12 protein-coding genes, 1 rRNA gene and 1 other annotated feature are annotated in these 17609 nt (G+C 45.9%); of the genes, 4 read left to right on the top strand and 9 right to left on the bottom strand.

What is annotated here, in order from left to right; translation table 11 throughout:
- Nucleotides 1-70: 70 nt before the first annotated feature.
- The 9 genes from HFELIS_RS02935 to HFELIS_RS02895 all read right to left on the bottom strand — a co-directional run bounded on the left by HFELIS_RS02935 (nucleotide 71) and on the right by HFELIS_RS02895 (nucleotide 11592).
- Nucleotides 71-2443, bottom strand: a complete 2373-nt coding sequence (locus HFELIS_RS02935) for a hydantoinase B/oxoprolinase family protein (RefSeq protein WP_013469046.1) — start codon at nucleotides 2441-2443, stop codon at nucleotides 71-73.
- 10 nt (nucleotides 2444-2453) lie between these two features.
- On the bottom strand, nucleotides 2454-4595 hold the full coding sequence (locus HFELIS_RS02930) for a hydantoinase/oxoprolinase family protein (RefSeq protein WP_013469045.1): 2142 nt from the start codon (nucleotides 4593-4595) through the stop codon (nucleotides 2454-2456).
- A gap of 9 nt (nucleotides 4596-4604) precedes the next feature.
- Nucleotides 4605-5024: an acetone carboxylase subunit gamma gene (locus HFELIS_RS02925; RefSeq protein WP_013469044.1), complete on the bottom strand. Its 420-nt coding sequence runs from the start codon at nucleotides 5022-5024 to the stop codon at nucleotides 4605-4607.
- A 10-nt stretch (nucleotides 5025-5034) separates the two neighbouring features.
- Nucleotides 5035-6945 carry a hydantoinase/oxoprolinase family protein gene (locus HFELIS_RS02920; protein ID WP_013469043.1) on the bottom strand — a complete coding sequence of 637 codons (1911 nt, stop codon included), beginning with the start codon at nucleotides 6943-6945 and terminating at the stop codon, nucleotides 5035-5037.
- Nucleotides 6946-6972: 27 nt separating this feature from the next.
- Nucleotides 6973-7590, bottom strand: coding sequence for a 3-oxoacid CoA-transferase subunit B (locus tag HFELIS_RS02915; RefSeq protein WP_013469042.1), 618 nt, complete (start codon nucleotides 7588-7590; stop codon nucleotides 6973-6975).
- A gap of 2 nt (nucleotides 7591-7592) precedes the next feature.
- Complete coding sequence (locus HFELIS_RS02910) at nucleotides 7593-8288, bottom strand: CoA transferase subunit A (protein WP_041302741.1); 696 nt, start codon at nucleotides 8286-8288, stop codon at nucleotides 7593-7595.
- Nucleotides 8289-8302: 14 nt separating this feature from the next.
- A complete protein-coding gene (locus tag HFELIS_RS02905) occupies nucleotides 8303-9487 on the bottom strand; it encodes a thiolase family protein (protein WP_013469040.1) in 1185 nt (394 codons plus the stop codon).
- A gap of 111 nt (nucleotides 9488-9598) precedes the next feature.
- Nucleotides 9599-10270, bottom strand: coding sequence for a potassium channel family protein (locus tag HFELIS_RS02900; protein ID WP_013469039.1), 672 nt, complete (start codon nucleotides 10268-10270; stop codon nucleotides 9599-9601).
- Nucleotides 10267-11592, bottom strand: coding sequence for a TrkH family potassium uptake protein (locus HFELIS_RS02895; protein ID WP_013469038.1), 1326 nt, complete (start codon nucleotides 11590-11592; stop codon nucleotides 10267-10269). The genes HFELIS_RS02900 and HFELIS_RS02895 overlap by 4 nt, the downstream gene beginning before the upstream one ends.
- A 443-nt stretch (nucleotides 11593-12035) precedes the next feature.
- Nucleotides 12036-12344: a sequence feature (23S ribosomal RNA rRNA prediction is too short), on the top strand.
- A 196-nt stretch (nucleotides 12345-12540) separates the two neighbouring features.
- Here HFELIS_RS02895 and rrf point away from each other — a divergent pair.
- The 4 genes from rrf to HFELIS_RS02865 all read left to right on the top strand — a co-directional run bounded on the left by rrf (nucleotide 12541) and on the right by HFELIS_RS02865 (nucleotide 17608).
- Nucleotides 12541-12656, top strand: a 5S ribosomal RNA gene (rrf, locus tag HFELIS_RS02885).
- 194 nt (nucleotides 12657-12850) lie between these two features.
- Complete coding sequence (locus HFELIS_RS02880) at nucleotides 12851-13996, top strand: glycosyltransferase family 4 protein (RefSeq protein WP_013469037.1); 1146 nt, start codon at nucleotides 12851-12853, stop codon at nucleotides 13994-13996.
- 109 nt (nucleotides 13997-14105) lie between these two features.
- Nucleotides 14106-14654: a lecithin retinol acyltransferase family protein gene (locus HFELIS_RS02875; protein ID WP_041303142.1), complete on the top strand. Its 549-nt coding sequence runs from the start codon at nucleotides 14106-14108 to the stop codon at nucleotides 14652-14654.
- A gap of 290 nt (nucleotides 14655-14944) precedes the next feature.
- Complete coding sequence (locus HFELIS_RS02865; protein ID WP_013469035.1) at nucleotides 14945-17608, top strand: hypothetical protein; 2664 nt, start codon at nucleotides 14945-14947, stop codon at nucleotides 17606-17608.
- Nucleotide 17609 lies beyond the last annotated feature (1 nt).

Genomic DNA, 17609 nt, shown 5'->3' with positions numbered 1-17609 from the left:
AGGGCAATTGAAGTGATAAAGCATTCCTTAAAATTAGAAACTAGCCAAGCTTAAAGCTTGGCAACAAAGACTAAACCAACTTAGGTCTAACCCCCCCCTCGTATTTGATTTCTAGCTCTTCAACCCGTTTTTCAAGCTGGGCAATTTTAACCACATGGCGGTTGGGCATCACCACTAGGGGGATGTCTTTAAGTTTGCCCTTCACGCGTTTGGGTCCGTGGTGATCCCACACGGTGGCGATCAACTCCTCGGGGTTTTTCTCACCCCAAGAGCCATAGTAGTAAAGGTCTTTAGGCGGTTCGTCCTTGACATGTTTTTTGACAAATTCATCATAGGGCAGACCCCTTTTTAAGCGGGCTTTGCGCTCATTGGCACGCAATTTAGCAGTGGCTTCTACATCCACCACAAAGGTTTCCTTATCCCACACCACTTTATAAATATTAGAGGCGACATGCTCAGAAATGCGCCCTATTTGCAAATCCTCCATCACCATCTCAGGGTCGCGCTCGAGCACATCCCCATAACCGCCCCCACAACCTTGAGAGATCATATACAACTCGCCTTCTTGGGAACGGTCAAATTGCAAGCCCATATGGTAGGTTGTGTAAACCCCGCCTTTAAAGGGGCGTTCATTCATCACACGCTCCATAGAGAGGTCAAACTCTTCGGGATTCTTTTTAATGATCTCAAAAATATTAATTCCCTTGACCATCGCTAGAGGGTAAGTCGCACACCCATAACCCCCAAAGAGTCCGGGCACACTGGAGAACTTTGCTCCCGATGTAACGGTCATAAAGCCCCATTCGGGCGTGTTGCGCGCTGCTACGATCATTTCATAGCCCATGCCCCCTCTAAACTTGCCAAAGCCCTGATTGTCGCGCACCACGCGCTTACTCACAAGTTGCAAAAAGGGCACTTCCTCTTCCATCACTTCCTGTTCGCCGATGTCTGCCATTGCACAGAAGAGAGGTGCAACCGCATCCTCGCCGTCCCTAAAGGCTTTTGCTCCCCCACCCATGCCATTGAGATCTGCGCAAAGATTGCCCACTTGTTCGCCATGCTGGGTTTCTCCGCCCCATAAAAAGTCGTTGATTTGGTTAAACCAAGGGGCAAGCACATTAGCGTATTTGGTGTGCATGGAAAATTGCAATTTGGCATAAGCGATCTGTAAGGCACTAAAGGCGCGGAAAGAGGCTTGTAAGTTCTGCCCATTGGGTGCGTCATAAGAACAATCCCCCCAAGTGCCCTCATCAGAGATGATTTCAATGGGAGAGAGCGCGCCGGTGGAGCGGGGCAGATCAGGCCACCAGTGGTTTAAAATCGCTTGGGCAAAGAACGCCTTAGTTGAGGCTAAGGGCGAATTGATAGCGCGGTTAATGATCTCTTTGCCCGAGCCCCTTAAATCCACAGTCATGTGGTCGCCCTTAACCGTGATTTTACAAGCAAATTTAATGAGGATATTTTCTTTGAGTGTGGAATCGACAAACTGCTGCACAGTAACCACGCCATCAGGCATGGCAGCAATACGGCGGCGCACTTCATTTTCCACATCCTCCACAGTCATGCGAATCGCCCCCACAAAAGCATCGATGCCGTATTCATCGATCATGCGATCCACAATGTCCATCACGCGGCGCACTGCTCCCATTTTGACCTTAATATCTGCGAGCATGAGCTTTGGATCGCGCGTGGAGTGCTGCAAGAAAGTTAGCAAGTCGCGGCGTAATTTACCCCGCTCCACAATTTTCATCGGACTCCCGCGCAAGCCATCATCAAAGGGGGTTTCAGAACCTGAGGGCATGCCTCCGGGCTCACACGCGCCATTTTCGCCCTCATGGATGGTCGCGCCCACCCATGCGATAATCTCCCCATTGCGAATCACGGGAGTGAGCATGGATTGATCGGTATTATGCACGCATCCAAAGCGCGCATCATTATGGAAAAAACCATCGCCCGGATGGATGCCCACAGTGGGTTCATCTTTCCAATACTTCATGATGTAGCGAATCGGGTGGTGCAACACGGCAGCAAAGGCAATCACCCCGCGATTGGACATGTAGCACACATCCCCACTAGCCGTATAGACCGCTACGGACAAATCCGCCCACTTTGCTCCCGGGGCTGCCCCCATGCTCTCGCACATTTCAAAGGCTTCATCCAGCGATCCGCTCAAACGCCTGCGGATACGATCGTAAAGCAAGGGGTTAGCTCCTTTTTTAAGCACTTCATCTTCTAGGGGGGTGCGCTTGGCGATGGAGTGGTGGCGCATAATTTCAGGATCTGGTCCTAAAAAGAGCGTGGTCTCGTTCATGAAATCATCGACCCAAGCTTGCTCTTCTGCGCTCAATTCCTTTTTATCGCTTTTGCCAACCGCATGGTGGTGGTTGTGCGCGTGCGGGTGGTTGTGGGCATGGACATGTGTTCCTTGATTTTTATTTGGCATGGGATTCTCCTTATTTTGCATTGACATTATCTTTTAGCAACCAAACTGCCCCTTGTGGGGTGGGCTCGATACGCCAGTTCTTTTCGACCAAATAGGTCGTGCTCTTTGTGGTTACAATGGCAGGTCCGTGGATCACATACTCAGCGGTGAGCACGCTTTCATCATAGATAGGGGTCTGGATGGGGTCTTTTTCATCTACGAAATGCACTTTGCGGTGGCTTTTAGCAGGGGGAGTGGTGCGCTTGTGTGTGGTATAGAGTTCTTTAAAATGCACCACATCAGTATTAATAAAAGTCGCCACGCGCACGGTCTGCACGCGCACGCCTGCCTCAGGAGCCTCTACCCCCTTGCCATAACGCTTGGCATAGACATCTGAGAAAGTACGGATAGCGCGTAAAACATCGCCTACATGGTTAAAGCGGTTGATGTCGAGCACTACAGAAGTGGTAACACGCTGGTTGCCATAGCGCATGTCCATCTCCAAGCGGTGTTGCACGCCTGAAATATCGTAGCCCTGCCGTTTTAAGTCCTCTTTGCCCTTACGCTCCAATTCCTCAATGTATTCGTTCATGCGCTCATACTCATCAAAGAGTTTGCGTTCAATGGGCTCGTAAAGCACGATATAACCACTGCGCTCATGGATGTGTAGGGGTTTCATATTGCCCGCTCCTAATGCTGAGAACACAGAAGCAAAAGGAGGGAATAGGATTTTTTGGATACCTGCGTGGTGGGCAATGCCACAAGCATGTAAAGGTCCATTGCCTCCATAAGCGACCATAGTAAATTCATCCACATTCCCCCCATTTTTCCTAAGCTCCATCTCAATCCCGATTGCCATTTGCTCATCTACAGTGCGTTTAATTACCTTAGCGACCTCAATAACATCCAAATCAAGAGGATCGCAAAGATTGTCTTCAATCATAGCCTTAGAGCGTTTGGGGTTGAGGGGGATCACCCCATTAGCATAGTTATCTGGATCGAGATAGCCTAAAAGCAAGTCCGCATCCGTAACCGTAGGATTTAGTCCGCCACGATCGTAACAAGCAGGCCCGGGATCAGAACCCGCGCTCTCAGGTCCGATTTTGACCGCTTGGTGGATGCGATCGTAGGTGGCAATCGATCCGCCTCCCGCACCCAAAGTGTTTAAGTGGATCATAGGCAGAGTTACAAGCCAACGGCAGATGACGGGCTGGAAGTCGTAGTGTTTGACCCCGCCTTTGGGCAAAATCCCAATATCAAAGGAGGTCCCACCCATGTCCATACAGACCACATTCCCAATATCGGTAGTTTCTGAGAGGTGTTGGGACGCGCTCACTCCGCTTACAGGTCCGGAGTGGATAGTTTGTAGGCTGTCTGTGGAGTTACTCTGTGCCATCCCCCCGCTGTTATGAATCACCAACATGGGTTTGTCATAGCCACTATCGCGCAGGTTGGAGCTCAGTTGGCTTAGGGCATGGAACATGATTTCATACAAAAACGCGTCAATGATGGTCGTGTTGGCGCGCACATATTCCCCCTTACGCCCAGAAACTTGCGAACTTAAAATCACCGGAATCGCGCCCAGTTCGTGCGCGGGGTATTCCTCTAGGATAGTCTCTAGCACAAGTTGCTCATGGCTAGGATTCTCTGTGGCGTTGGTGAGCGCAACTACAATAGCTTGCGCGCCATTATCCACCAAATCGCGCACTTGCTTTCTGACATCCTCTTTTTGTAAGGGGACTAAAATTTCCCCCACGCTATCCACACGCTCTTTAACCGAGCGCACCATGCGGCGTGGCACGATCGGGTCGGGGCGTTGGGCATTGGGCATATTGCCCTGTTCTGTAACATCTAGCCCCTCGCCATAGCCCTTACCCCTTGATAAGTGGATGGTGTCCTCAAAACCATGCGTAACAATCGCGCCCACTCTAGGACCCTTGCCCTCAATGAGAGCGTTTGTGCCTAAAGTGGTGGCATAACGCACACTATCTACTTCTTTGAGCACTTGCTCTCTAGTGAGTCCTGCCATTTTGCAAGCGTTATCCAAAGCCGCATTAAAGCCTAAGGACAAATTATGATGGGTGGTGAGAGATTTAGATTCAATATAAGTCCCATTCCATGCAAAGAAGCAATCCGTGAAAGTCCCGCCAATATCTACAGAAATGCGTTTCATGCAAGCTCCTTACTTCTTATCAAACTTGGCGCGCAAATCCGCTTGGGCGTTTTCACCCGGTCCATAATGCACGCTAGTTTCAGGGTTTTGCCCAATTTCTTGCCAACGCCTTTTAAGATCATCAATATCCCAAAGCATGTCAATGGTGGGGGGATAGTGGGGAGGGACATACTCGGTTTCAATCTGAGTCCCGCAAGTGGGGCAATAGTATTCATAGATGCGACAGAATTTGGGATCGGGGGAGAAGGTGTATTGGTAGCGCTTAGGGTCTAAAATGGGGGGGTGAATCTCCTCAGGGTTGCGATCGTAAATGAGTGTGCCTTTTTTATAAGTGTCTCTTGCATCGCCAAAGTCATGCCCACAAATACGGCACAACCACCTCTCACTTTCTAAATCAATCATCAAATACTCAGTCATGGGAACACGCATGTTTTACTCCTTAAGATTTATCGTCTAAAATCAAATCGCCATTGTCTGTAACTAGCAAACTCCAACCCTCAGGCACCCGCGCGGTGAAGAAAGGTCCCTCTACAATGGCAGGTCCCTCCATGTAAGCCCCCGTTTTTTGTTCCACGAGATAGATCACCGGGTAGGAGTGCGATCCCTTTTGATCGGTAACTTCCCTAGAACCGCTAATTTTGGGCGTGGTGTGGTGCTTGGGGACGCTCGCGCGCAAATTGGGATGTGAGAGTTCGTAGCGCACATGGTAGGCTAAAATACGCTTTTGATCCTTGTTGATTTGGGCGGTGTCCTCTAGGGTGGTGGTGTGGCTCTCTGAGCCATCGGCATTTTCCACAATGACTTTCCACTCACTCTTACAATCTTCAAAGGCATAACCCTCTTGGAACATGTAGCGTTTTGCCTGATCGTGCATTTGGGCTTGGATTTTCTCCACTTCAGGTTTTTTAAGATCGGTGATGTCCATCTCAAAACTCTTGGCTACATCTGAGAAACTAATCCCATAGGCTGAGAATACCGCCGCAAGCTTGGGCACAATCACCCTTTTAATGCCTGCTTTTTTTGCTGCTTGACAAGCATTCATAGGACCCCCGCCTCCAAAGGCTGCCAAGACTGTATCGGCTTGCACTTGGGGTTTCAAACACTCGGCTAATTTCTCGCCATAGGCTTCCTCTACGGCAAAAAGGGCTTTTTCAAAGGACACACCTAAGGGCTTGGCGATTTTTTCGCTAATCACTTGGATCGCGCGCTCCTTGTCTAGTTTTTGTTGCCCATTCAAATAGGTATCTGGGTCGATGATGCCCAAAGCTACATTCACATCAGTGATAGTAACTTCCTTGCCTCCAAAACCAAAGCAGGCTGGTCCGGGGGCTGCCCCTACGCTGTCTGGTCCTACTGTAATCCCTCCCTTGTCATCCACACGACAGATTGACCCTCCTCCAACTCCAAAGGACTTCACATCGCTCAACTCAAAGGAAACTTGGACTCCCTCAACATACCCCCTCCTTGCTGTTTTGATTTTATGCGCTTCCACTTCGCCCACATCTGAGGTAGTGCCCCCCACATCCACCATCAAGACATGGTTAAAACCATAGGCCTTAGCCAAAGCCTTTGTGCCTTCAATTCCCCCGCGAGGTCCTGAAGAGTAGGTTTTTAAAGCAACGGACTTAGCCACCCGCGAAGACGCGCCATCATTACGATAAATCAAGAGGGGATTTTTGATCTTATGGGCGCGTAGCCGATGCTCTGCAGAGTATAAAAAACGCTCCATAGTGGGGTGTAGAAAGCTATTGAGCAGAGCCGACCAAATGCGTCTAGTGCGGCTGGTGTCATGGGTAAATTCCCAAGAGAAGAGCACGGGCACAGATCCTAGCAAATGTCTAGGGAATTGCAATAAGAAAGAGTGTTTAAAAAACTTTTCCTCATTTTGATCCTTAATAGCAACCACGAGTCGCTCTGCGCCCTTGTTGGTGAGGGTATTCACCGCTGCGACCAGTTCTTCTTCCATTTTTTGGGCATCGCGAAGATGTTTGAGCAAGAAGAGGCGATCGCCCACCAAACTACTGAACAAATCCCGTTGGTTTTTCGTAGCTGTTAGATTCGCTTCTAACTGATCGTTATCGGTAATAAGTCCTAATTTAGGTCCCTTACGCTCCACTAAGGCATTCGTTCCCTGAGTTGAAGAGTAGCGGATGAGATCGGTGTTGTGCAACAACTTAGCCAAGCTGTCCTCGCCATAAATTTCCTCGCTTGCCTGCGCAATACCCTTAAAAAAGCATTCTGACAAATCCACGGGTGTTGTCAGGGTTTTGGTGTAACGCACCTCCGAGCCACGCACCACGCAAATATCTGTCAAAGTGCCTCCATTGTCTAAATTGACCAAGTACTTCATGTATCTCCTTTCATGTGTGATAAATTCTTAAGGCAAGGGCGCAGTATTCACCCCATCAGCCAATTCTAATGGGATGAATTTCCCCCCTTTGATTTCAAAAACTCCTAAATTAGTGATGACTTTAGAAACGCATTTAGGACCTGTGAGGGGCAGACTACATTCCTTGACTAATTTTAAATTGCCCTTTTTATCGGTGTGTTGCATGATCACAATGACTTTTTTTGCGCTCGCCACTAAGTCCATCGCCCCCCCCATGCCCTTAACCAATTTGCCCGGCACCATCCAGCTAGCCAAATCCCCCTGAGCTGAAACCTCCATCGCGCCTAAAATCGTTAAATCAATATGTTGCCCACGAATCATCGCAAAGCTCTCTGCCGAGCTAAAGTAGCTCGCCCCCACACTCTGCGTAATAGTCTGCTTCCCTGCATTGATCAAATCCGCATCCACTTGCTCTTTTGTGGGAAAAGGCCCCATGCCCAGCATGCCATTTTCACTTTGCAACATGACATTGATATTTTTGGGGATGTAATCGGCTACGAGTGTAGGAATGCCAATCCCCAAATTGATCGAATACCCATCTTTAATATCCTCTACTGCCTTTTGTGCCATTTGCTGGCGAGTCCAACCCATATTGCTATAATCCATCGCTATTCTCCCTTTTTGAGTGTGAGTTGTTCGATGCGTTTTTCAAAGCTCCCCTTGAAAATGCGATCCACAAACACCCCGGGAACATGGATAAAATTAGGATCGAGCGCGCCTAATTCTACGATTTCCTCCACTTCTACAACGGTTACTTGTGCGGCTTTTGCCATCATGGGGTTAAAATTCATTGCGGTCTTATTGAAAATGAGATTGCCATACGGATCTGCCTTGTGGGCTTTGATAAAAGCAAAATCTGCTTTGAGCGCGGTTTCTAAAATATAGGTGCGCCCCTCAAATTCCTTATGCTCCTTGCCCTCCGCAATGATAGTTCCCACCCCTGTAGGCGTGTAAAAGCCCGGAATCCCTGCCCCGCCTGCTCTAATGCGTTCGGCTAAAGTGCCTTGTGGATTAAACTCTACTTCTACTTCTCCTGCTAAAAATTGTTGCTCAAAAGTGGCATTTTCGCCCACATAGCTAGCGATCATCTTTTTGATCTGCTTGTTTTTCACCAACAAGCCCAGCCCAAAATCATCCACACCCGGGTTATTAGAAATGCAGGTGATATTTTTCACCCCGCTTTTACTTAGAGCTAAGATAGCGTTCTCTGGAATACCACATAGCCCAAAACCCCCAAACATGATAGTCATGCCATCTTGCACGCCCGCAATGGCTTCTTCAATATTGCTAATTACTTTGTTCATAGGCATCCCTACCTCTATAATCTCTCAATGAGCATTGCGACTGCTTCGCCACCGCCTACACACAGACACGCCACGCCTAAGTGTTTGTCATGTCTGTGCAAGGCATGTACAAGGGTGGTGAGAATACGCGCGCCACTAGCTCCTATGGGGTGCCCTAGCGCGATCGCTCCCCCATGTACATTGATTTGAGTATCTTTAAGCTCCAATTCTCTTTGGGTTAAGAGTCCCACCACTGCAAAAGCCTCGCTGATTTCATAGAGATCAATATCGCTAACTTTTTTGTGGTTTCTTTCTAAGAGCTTTTGAATAGCAGGAGCAGGCGCAGTGGGGAAGAGATGGGGATCGTGGCTGAAAGAGTTGTAATCTAGGATTTTAGCTAAGGGTTTGGTAGAGGTGTCTTTTGCTAGCTCCTTGCTAGCAATGACCAACATACTCGCTCCATCGCTAATTTTGCTGGCATTAAAAGCGGTGATCGTGCCCTCTTTATCAAAGGCGGGCTTGAGTTTTAAACCTTTTTCAAAATTAACTTTGCTGGGCTCTTCATCTAGGCTAACTAGCTCCTCCCCTTTTTTGCTTTTAATGCTAATGGGCACGATCTCAGAATCAAAAGCCTGAGTCTTGATCGCCTCAAGAGCTTTTTCATAGCTATGTTTAGCAAAATGATCCTGCTCTTCTCTGCTCAAGCGGTGGTTTTTAGCGCACCCCTCGGCAAAATCCCCCATTAAGGCATATTGGTAAGCATCGCGCAAACCATCTTTAAACAAGCTGTCCTCTAATTTGGCATCGCCCATTTTAAACCCCCCTCTACTCCCCATCAACAAATGAGGGGCTAGGCTCATGTTTTCAATCCCTCCTACTAAAGCCACCCTAGATCGCCCTAAGGCGATTTCACTCGCACCCAACATCACCGCCCTCAAGCCAGACCCACACGCCTCGTTAATCAAAAAGCAACCCACAGAATTAGGCAAATGGGCGTTCAGGGCGACCTGCCTAGCAGGAGCCTGCTTCAAACCCGCACTAATCACATTGCCTACAATACATGTATCCACCAAGCCAGAATCAAACCCGCTCGCTTTGAGTGCTTCCACACCCACCACACTTCCTAGCGTCGTGGCTGGCACACTGGATAAACTTCCATTAAAAGACCCAATAGGGCTTCGTTTCGCGCTATAAACATAGACTTCGTGCAAGTTTTTCATGGCAACCCTTTTAGAATTCTTGGGTGCTACTCTAACACTAGCTAAACTGTGTTTCGTTAATAGAGATAAAATTAAAATGATAAAGAGAACAGAACGATACGCTCGGTAACATCATTTATCAAACTTAAGTATCTCTTTGCTACTCATAAAATTTTCGACTTCCTTGGCATGTCCAAAAAGCAGGAGAATATCCCCATCTTGCAGGACTAATGCCAAATCCGCGTTGTATTCCCATTTGTTAGCGCGTTTTAGCGCGACAATTTTTAGATCGGCTCTAAAGAAGCTTAAAAAATGTTGTGCGGTTATGTCATGATGGGCGTGTCCGACATTTAAGCGCACTATTTTCATGCTATTGGTGATGTCGATCACCTCTAAATTTGGGTTGAAAGAAAGTCCTTTAACCAATCTTTTAGCTGCATCGCGTTCGGGATAAATTACACGATCGGTGCCAATTTTAGAAAGAATCTTGCCATGGATGAGAGTAGAGGCTTTGGCTATAACTTCGCCCACTCCGATCTCTTTAAGTGCCATCACGCTCAAGATCGAAGCTTCGACATTCTGCCCAATACTCACAATCGCCGTATCCACCGATCCAATTCCGGTATCCCTTAGGGCATTAATGTCGGTGGTGTCGATGATAAAAAGATTGTCGCAAATTCCTTTAAAAGGCTTGGTGCTTTCTTCATTAATATCTACTGCAATCACTTGCTCGCCATTTTCTAGCAAGCCATGCGCTACATGCCCTCCAAATTTTCCCAAGCCCAAAACGGCATAAGTTTTCATAAAACAACTCCTTCTTCTGGATAACGCACACTACTTTTTTTACCCTTACGCACCAAAGCCATACTGAAAACCAAGACCCCAACACGCCCCATAAACATAAGAACAATAATATAAAGTTTGCCAAAATTGCTAAAGGTAGCCACAAAAGAGAGATTACCTCCATTTCCTGTGCTCGCCCCCACCGTGCCAAATGCAGAGCAAATTTCAAATAACAAGGGCAAAAAATGCTTGTTTTGCGTGTCATCTGTTGCACTCAAAATCATGGCGGAGAACACAATATAAAAGGTGGCAATAATTCCAATCAAAAAAGACTTTTTAACAATGGATGCGGGGATTGTTCGTTGGAAAAGCACCACCTCTCGATCCTTGAGAGTGCAATAGGCATAAAACAAAAGCACCGTAACCGTAGTGATTTTGATGCCTCCAGCCGTACTTCCCGGAGCAGCTCCAATCACCATTAATAGAGAAGAAAAGAATAAGCTTTGGTCATGTAGACCCGCCATATCAATGCTATTAAAGCCCGCTGTGCGCAAATTTACAGAAATAAAAAAAGTGCTCAAAATCTTATGTGGCCAATCCAAGTGCCCTACACTCTTGGGATTATCCCATTCAAAAATGAGCAATACAGCTACCCCCACAACAAGACAAACCACTGTAGCAATAAGCACAATGCGGGTGTGTACACTTAAACGAGGACTATGGCGGTAGCTATAACATTCGCGCAACGCTAAAAAACCAAGACCTCCTAAGATAATGAGGGCGCAAATTGTTAAATTGACCACAATATCGTCCCGATAATCTGATAAATTGCTTTCAAAAATGCTAAAACCGGCATTGTTAAAAGCTGAAACAGCATGAAAGACCCCAGCCCAAAGCGCTCTATGCCATGGCATATGTGAGAGAAAATGCAAGGTTAAAATGAGAGCTCCCACACTCTCGATAGCGAGAGTGAAAAATAAAATTTGTTTGAGGTAGCGGATAATGCCCTGCATGTTGGGATAATCTAGAGACTCTTTGAGCAACATGCGGTTCTTAAAATCCACTTTTTTACCAATAAAGAGGAACAAGAGACCAGCCAAACCCATGTAGCCAAACCCTCCTGCCTGAATTAGAGTCAAAATCACTATTTGTCCATAAATGCTAAAATCGCTGGCCGGATTGGCCGTGATTAGACCTGTAAGACAAACCGATGAAGCAGTGGTAAAAAATAAATCTAAAAAAGGGATGGCTTTGGTGCGCATTGGCTCCAAACTCAACAAAAAGGCACCCAACAAAGCCAAGAGAACATAGCTAATAACAATGGTGCTAAAAGTCTTATTCACGACTGAGTGCCTGATATAAAGGGATAGGAAAAACTGCAACTTTGCTGCAAAATCTCAACTCTTGAAGATTGTCGCAACTTTGGGGATTGTAAAACCAAATTACTCAATTTCATTGTGTATCCTTTGTTTAGATTATATCCAATCTAAATGGACACATTTTCTAAACTCCCAAAACTCCCAAAACTTTAAGCCCCTCCTAAGCTTTACAGCTATATAATGCGCTTTTGCCTAAGCAAATGGGGGTTGCAGTTAATCCTGTAGCTCGAGCATTTAGTTTAGTGTTTTTTGATGTTTCATTGTCAATAGCCTATGTAAAGGTAAAAACTACAAAGCCAAAGAATTATACTCAATAAGGCGGTAGAAATCTTATCAAGGCAGTTTAGCGGATATGCTAACTGAAACAAACAAGATATTTAAGAGTAGATGGTGGATGCCTTGGGTAGTAGAGGCGATGAAGGACGCACTAGACTGCGATAAGCTGCGTGGAGCTGTCAAGAAGCTTTGAGGCGCAGATGTCCGAATGGGGCAACCCAACTTGCAGCAATGTAAGTTACTCTATTTAGAGAGCGAACCTAGCGAAGTGAAACATCTCAGTAGCTAGAGGAAAAGAAATCAACGAGATTCCCTCAGTAGTGGCGAGCGAAAGGGGAAAAGGGCAAACCAGATAGCTTTCCNGAAGCTGCATGAAGACACTATGTTTGTAGTAGGGTGGGTGTGTAAGTGCAGCAATGCATTTTAGCTAACCACTACTAATAGAGCGTTTGGCTTGTTTGGTTGATAAGGTATCACCGCCTTGTTGAGTGTAATCAAAGCTTTGTAGCAAACTGGAGCGTAGGTTATTGACAGCTTGAGGACAAAGTGCTAGAATAGCGCGTTTGTTCTTGAGTGGGTGTTGTTTAGGCTTAGAGCTTTTAAGCTTGGCAACACCTAGAAAAGCTTCTTGCTTTTCCCTGTGTCCCTAGTGGAGAGGAAATACCCAGCCCCATCCCGAACCTGGAAGTCAAGCTCTCTAACGCCGATGATACTGCCCTTTGCAAGGGTGGGAAAGTAGGGTGATGCGGGGGAGTTTAGCAGTCTCGCTTAATTCTTTATTTTATCACTTTTCTTATACCTGCTTGTCTTGTCTAGAAACCCGCATTTTGTATTAAACACCACGCACACGGTCCATTGGGTCTACATTTCTACACAAAAATTTTTAATCTTTATGCTATAGTTAGGAAAAATCAAGGGTTATTTTCTGAAAAAAATTGTTATCAATGTGTCTGTCATTAGTGGAGAATTAACAGGGTTGGGGGTGTATGCTCTCACCTTTGCTCGCACGCTAGAGGAGCACTTTAAAAATACGGATGTCAACCTTACATTTTATGCCAATGGATGTTTTTACACCGATTTAAATGCATGGCTAAACACCTCCCTAGTGCCACAAACCCCTACAGCCCCAAATCATCACCGGCCTTTGCTAGATTTTGCCAAAGCTGTCTTGGGCATGAAGCTTTATTTATCTTTAAAATATAATCTCTTGCACTTTATAGAAAAACAAAAGTCTAAAAAACATGATCAGAAAAAATTTGATTTATACATCGAACCCTCCTATTTGGGGACTACACTCAATGCTCAAAAAACCTTGGGTTGCATCCACGATTTGCCTCTATGCGATGAACAAGCGTGGTTTGTCAATCAAGAATTGAAGATGTGTTGGAAACACCTTGTCTTGCCCAAGATGGCGACTTATACAGAGGTGATCTGCTTTAGCCAATGCGTTAAAAAAGAGATTTTAAAGACATTTGGCTTTTCTCAAGAGGCGGTGCATCCCATATATCACGGGCTAAGAGAATATAGAGACACCCACTTAGAGGCCATGCCTTCCAATTTAGGGGAATTTATTTTAGTGGTGGGGGCCAAGGCGAAACGGCGCAATGTACGCGGGCTCATCGATGCTTTCAAGCTCTTACCCCAAGAGTTGCAGAATCGCTTTAAAATTGTGCTCACGGGTGCGCCCAATAATTTGGACACAGAGGATGAGCAGTATTTTAAACAAGACTTCATTATCAATCTAGGCTATGTATCCGATGCTTTGCTGCAAACCTTATACGCACATGCACATCTGCTGTGGTGGGGTAGCTTTGCTGAGGGCTTTGGCTTGCCTATGGTAGAAGCGATGCGCGCTTCCTGTGTGGTGCTGGCAAGCGATGTATCTTGCATGTCCGAAATTTTAGGCGATGCGAGCTTTTATTGCAACCCCTATAATGTTACAGACATCGCTAAATCCCTAAAAAGTGCCCTGACTGATGAAGCTTTGCGCCAAAAGTGCATCCAAAAAGGCTTGGAGCGCTCCAAGTTCTTTGACTTTAAAAAAAGCATGCAAAAGCATTTGGAGATTGTGGAACGGATGTTAGGGGAATAATAGTAAGAGTTTGTGGGATCACATGCATGGGCTTGAAATTAAATTTCAGACTCTAAACTCAAATAAGTTCCAAAATTCTTGGAGTTTTAGAAATAAAAAGGGGAAAATGATGTGGCCATGGTTACTGGGTGGTTTTTTAGGATATTTTGGATATAAGGGCTGGAAGCGCACACAGGGCATTGTCAAAGAACCTGAAATTGGTAGCGTGCTTTGTTGTGATTTATTTGGAAATATTGCCGAGCACTCGGGCATTTATGTAGGCAACAATCGAATTGTCGAATTGCTCAGCACGGGCGAAGTGGTTCAATCTAGCCCAAAAGGTTTTGTGGATGGATTGCCCTTTGCTACAGAGATTTATGTTTTTGCCAAACACCAAAAAACAGGAGAAACAAATGCAAAAGGTGAGGAATATGTGCTATCAGTGGGTTTAAAAGAAGTTGCCAAAAAAGCCCAAGAATATGTGGGCAAGAAATTTAAGTATGCCAAGGTTCCGAACTCTGAAGAGTATAATTGCCACAAATTTGTGTGCCATTGCCTATTAGGCGAAAAAGATGATAGTAGTTACACTTTGACAGATATCAAAAAGGCGATCCGCAGGTGCTATAAACTCTCAGATGAAGAAGCGGGTTTTTACGAGTGGGATGTTAAGCTATCCTAAACCATCACAAGCGAAGAGATTTAATGAGCTACTACAAACTGAGCTCACTTACGATCTACTTTGCGATATCAATCTTTTTTCTAACCCCAAAGATCGCACTAACTGCCATAAGTTCGTGCAATGGTGTTTAGTTGGCAAATTCAAAGACAAATACAGAACGCGCCTTAAAAAAAACTCACAAAATCCATCTAAGACACTCCGCCTACATAAAATTTAAACACTTAAGCTAAAATTCCCTGTGTTCTCTAAAAATATTTAGCAATGCCTCAGTGCAAAATTCAAGGATAGTCATGACTTTTTCCACTCTCTCAGAAGAACCCCTTAAAAACGCCCTACGGGAACGCTATTTCAAAGATTTTACTTGTAGTGGGAGTTGGATCGACTTTGAGGTTTATGCGCCTGAAGGCAGTTTGTATAGAAATATCCCCCTGCTTTGGGCAGAAGCTAAGGCAGGAATTTACGATCCTAAAAAGGCGTTAACTCAATTAATCTTAACGCTTTTAAAGCACCCTCAAGAGCATTTAGCCCCTTTTTTAGGGGCTTTTGATAGTGTGCGCTTTAGCGTGGTGGATACACAGGAACTAGAACCCCTTCTAGCCAAACTCTCCAAGAAAAGCTACACCAGCGCACCCAGTAATACGCAATCTGCAGAGTTTCAAGAGGTGTACACGCTGTTAAGCCCACTCTTAGACACCCACCTCGTCCATTACGAATTTGCGACCCAAGAAAAGGAGCTAAAAAGTTTTATCCAATCTCTACACAGCATCCCGAACTTAGCGACCCCCATTGACAAGAATAACTTTGTGCATGTGTATCAGGCGTGGGTGCAAAAGGTCAAACCCTCTATTAATTTAGATTGGTCTAAGGCTAAACAAGTGGGCATTTTAGACGCGGATTTTTACCTAGCCGATCTGCTCTGTGAGGACAACCACACCATAGGCCAGCTCAACACTCGCCTAGTAGGAGATCATTACCAATTTGATAGAGAAATTGACCCATTAGGGTTATTTAGCACCAAAAGCGCGCTCTTCAAGGACAAGCAACAAGCGCACAAAGAGTTTTGGAAGACTTATAAGCGTCCCCCCGCTACGCAATATCAAGATTTCATCCTCCGTAGGCGCGATCTCTTAGTGCCCCCAGATGTGCGCGAGCGCAAGGGAGCGTTTTACACTCCCCCTATTTGGGTGGCCAAATCTCAAGAGTATTTAGCCCACTTCTTAGGAGTGAATTTTCAAGAGGAATATTTTATTTGGGATTGTGCAGCAGGCACGGGTAATTTGCTCGCCGGGCTCTCTGAGCCTTACCGTATTTTTGCCAGCACCTTAGATAAAAATGATGTAGAGATTATGAAAGAACGCGCGTTAAAGGGACAATTAGCTTTAAGAGAAGAACACATCTTTGCCTTTGATTTTTTAAACGACCCTTTTAGCCAGCTCCCCCAACCCCTCCAAGAGATTTTAAACGATCCCAAGCAACGCTCTAAACTCATCATTTACATCAACCCCCCCTATGCAGAGGCGGGGAGCAAGACCCAGATTTCTAACACGGGCAGGAATAAGAGTGAAGTGGCATGTTCTAAGATCGCTGAGACTTACGCCAAAGAACTCGGCAAGGCCAGAAACGAACTTTTTGCCCAATTTTTCATGCGTATTCTCAAAGAGATTGCCCCTGAAGCAAAATCCCAACCAAAAGAAGCCCCCCTTACGGGGGAGAGCTCTTATGAGCGGCTGAACCACACAAACTTAAGCCCCAAAAAAGAGAACTTAATGTATAGTACGCGCTCAGAGCCCTTACCATGTTTCTTGGACATGGCTGGCTCCTTAGAACGGGATGTTGCCCCCTTTCAGGGGCAAGTAAATTCTAACAAATCTCCTCTTAAAATTAATGGCCCTATCTTAGCCAGTTTCTCCACACTCAAAACCCTTAATTCCAGCAATTTTAAAACCTTTAGGGAGCATTTCAAAGCGCACTTTTTGGGGGGCTTTATGTGCCCGGGGAACACTTTTGATAATGTAAAGGGAAGTTTTCCTATCGGGTTTTTACTATGGGATTTGGGCGAGCCGGCAAAAAGCAGTATGCTTTGTAGCCGTTTGCGAGTGAAGCCGATAAAAAGTAGTGATCCCACCCCAGTTAAACTAGATGTCTATAATTCTAAGGGGGAGTTTATGGGCGTGAAAAGTTTTAGGGCATTGGAGGGCGTGCCTAGTATCAATGAGTGGGTGCGCCAATTTAGAAAAAGCAAAGAACCCGTTTTAGCATATCTAGCCACAGACGCGCCCGATTTTGCCAATCAAAATAAAATGTGTATCACCAATGAGCCCGGAAAAGGGCATATTATTATTATTATTACTACCCCTCAAAACCTCTTCCCCTTGTGTGTGTATTTCTCTGTGCGCCGTTGTATTCCCCACTCGTGGATAAACCACAATGACCAATTCTATGCCCCTTATGATAAAAGTTGGCAGGAAGATTTAGAGTTTTTGGGCGATTGTTTAGTCTTTATGCTTTTTTCTGGGAAAAACCGCATTTCTATCCAGCAAGGGGCTAATCACTTTATCCCCTTTACAGAAAAAGAAGTCCGACCTAAGGGGCGTTATACCCACCACACCCTCCTAGACTTTTTAGCCGGCAAATTAGAGCCAGAAACAAGCGCGCTTTTTGCCCCTACCCAATCGCTCTTGCCCACCTTTGGTGCGGTAGCTAAAGAGGTTTTAAATAAGGGGCGTGAACTCTATGCCTACTACCACACCCAAGAAACTTCTAACCCCAATGCAAGCCTGTATGACATCAAGGAGTTTTTTAGTGGAAGGGATGCTAAGGGCAAGCTCAACCCCCCAAGTAAAGCCACAGACACGCGCTATAAAGACTTATACGCTAGCCTGCAAGAGAGTTTAGAGTCTTTGCGCGCGCTAATCACCCCCAAAGTTTGGCAATACGGGTTTTTGAGAGAGTGAA

Source organism: Helicobacter felis ATCC 49179 (assembly GCF_000200595.1).
Lineage (GTDB): Bacteria > Campylobacterota > Campylobacteria > Campylobacterales > Helicobacteraceae > Helicobacter > Helicobacter felis.
This window is presented reverse-complemented; position numbering and strand designations above follow the sequence as displayed.

What these genes read in the sequence shown, in the direction of transcription:
- HFELIS_RS02935 (WP_013469046.1), bottom strand. Translation starts at nt 2,443, where the DNA reads ATGCCAAATAAAAATCAAGGAACACATGTCCATGCCCACAACCACCCG.
- HFELIS_RS02930 (WP_013469045.1), bottom strand. Translation starts at nt 4,595, where the DNA reads ATGAAACGCATTTCTGTAGATATTGGCGGGACTTTCACGGATTGCTTC.
- HFELIS_RS02925 (WP_013469044.1), bottom strand. Translation starts at nt 5,024, where the DNA reads ATGCGTGTTCCCATGACTGAGTATTTGATGATTGATTTAGAAAGTGAG.
- HFELIS_RS02920 (WP_013469043.1), bottom strand. Translation starts at nt 6,945, where the DNA reads ATGAAGTACTTGGTCAATTTAGACAATGGAGGCACTTTGACAGATATT.
- HFELIS_RS02915 (WP_013469042.1), bottom strand. Translation starts at nt 7,590, where the DNA reads ATGGATTATAGCAATATGGGTTGGACTCGCCAGCAAATGGCACAAAAG.
- HFELIS_RS02910 (WP_041302741.1), bottom strand. Translation starts at nt 8,288, where the DNA reads ATGAACAAAGTAATTAGCAATATTGAAGAAGCCATTGCGGGCGTGCAA.
- HFELIS_RS02905 (WP_013469040.1), bottom strand. Translation starts at nt 9,487, where the DNA reads ATGAAAAACTTGCACGAAGTCTATGTTTATAGCGCGAAACGAAGCCCT.
- HFELIS_RS02900 (WP_013469039.1), bottom strand. Translation starts at nt 10,270, where the DNA reads ATGAAAACTTATGCCGTTTTGGGCTTGGGAAAATTTGGAGGGCATGTA.
- HFELIS_RS02875 (WP_041303142.1), top strand. Translation starts at nt 14,106, where the DNA reads ATGTGGCCATGGTTACTGGGTGGTTTTTTAGGATATTTTGGATATAAG.
- HFELIS_RS02865 (WP_013469035.1), top strand. Translation starts at nt 14,945, where the DNA reads ATGACTTTTTCCACTCTCTCAGAAGAACCCCTTAAAAACGCCCTACGG.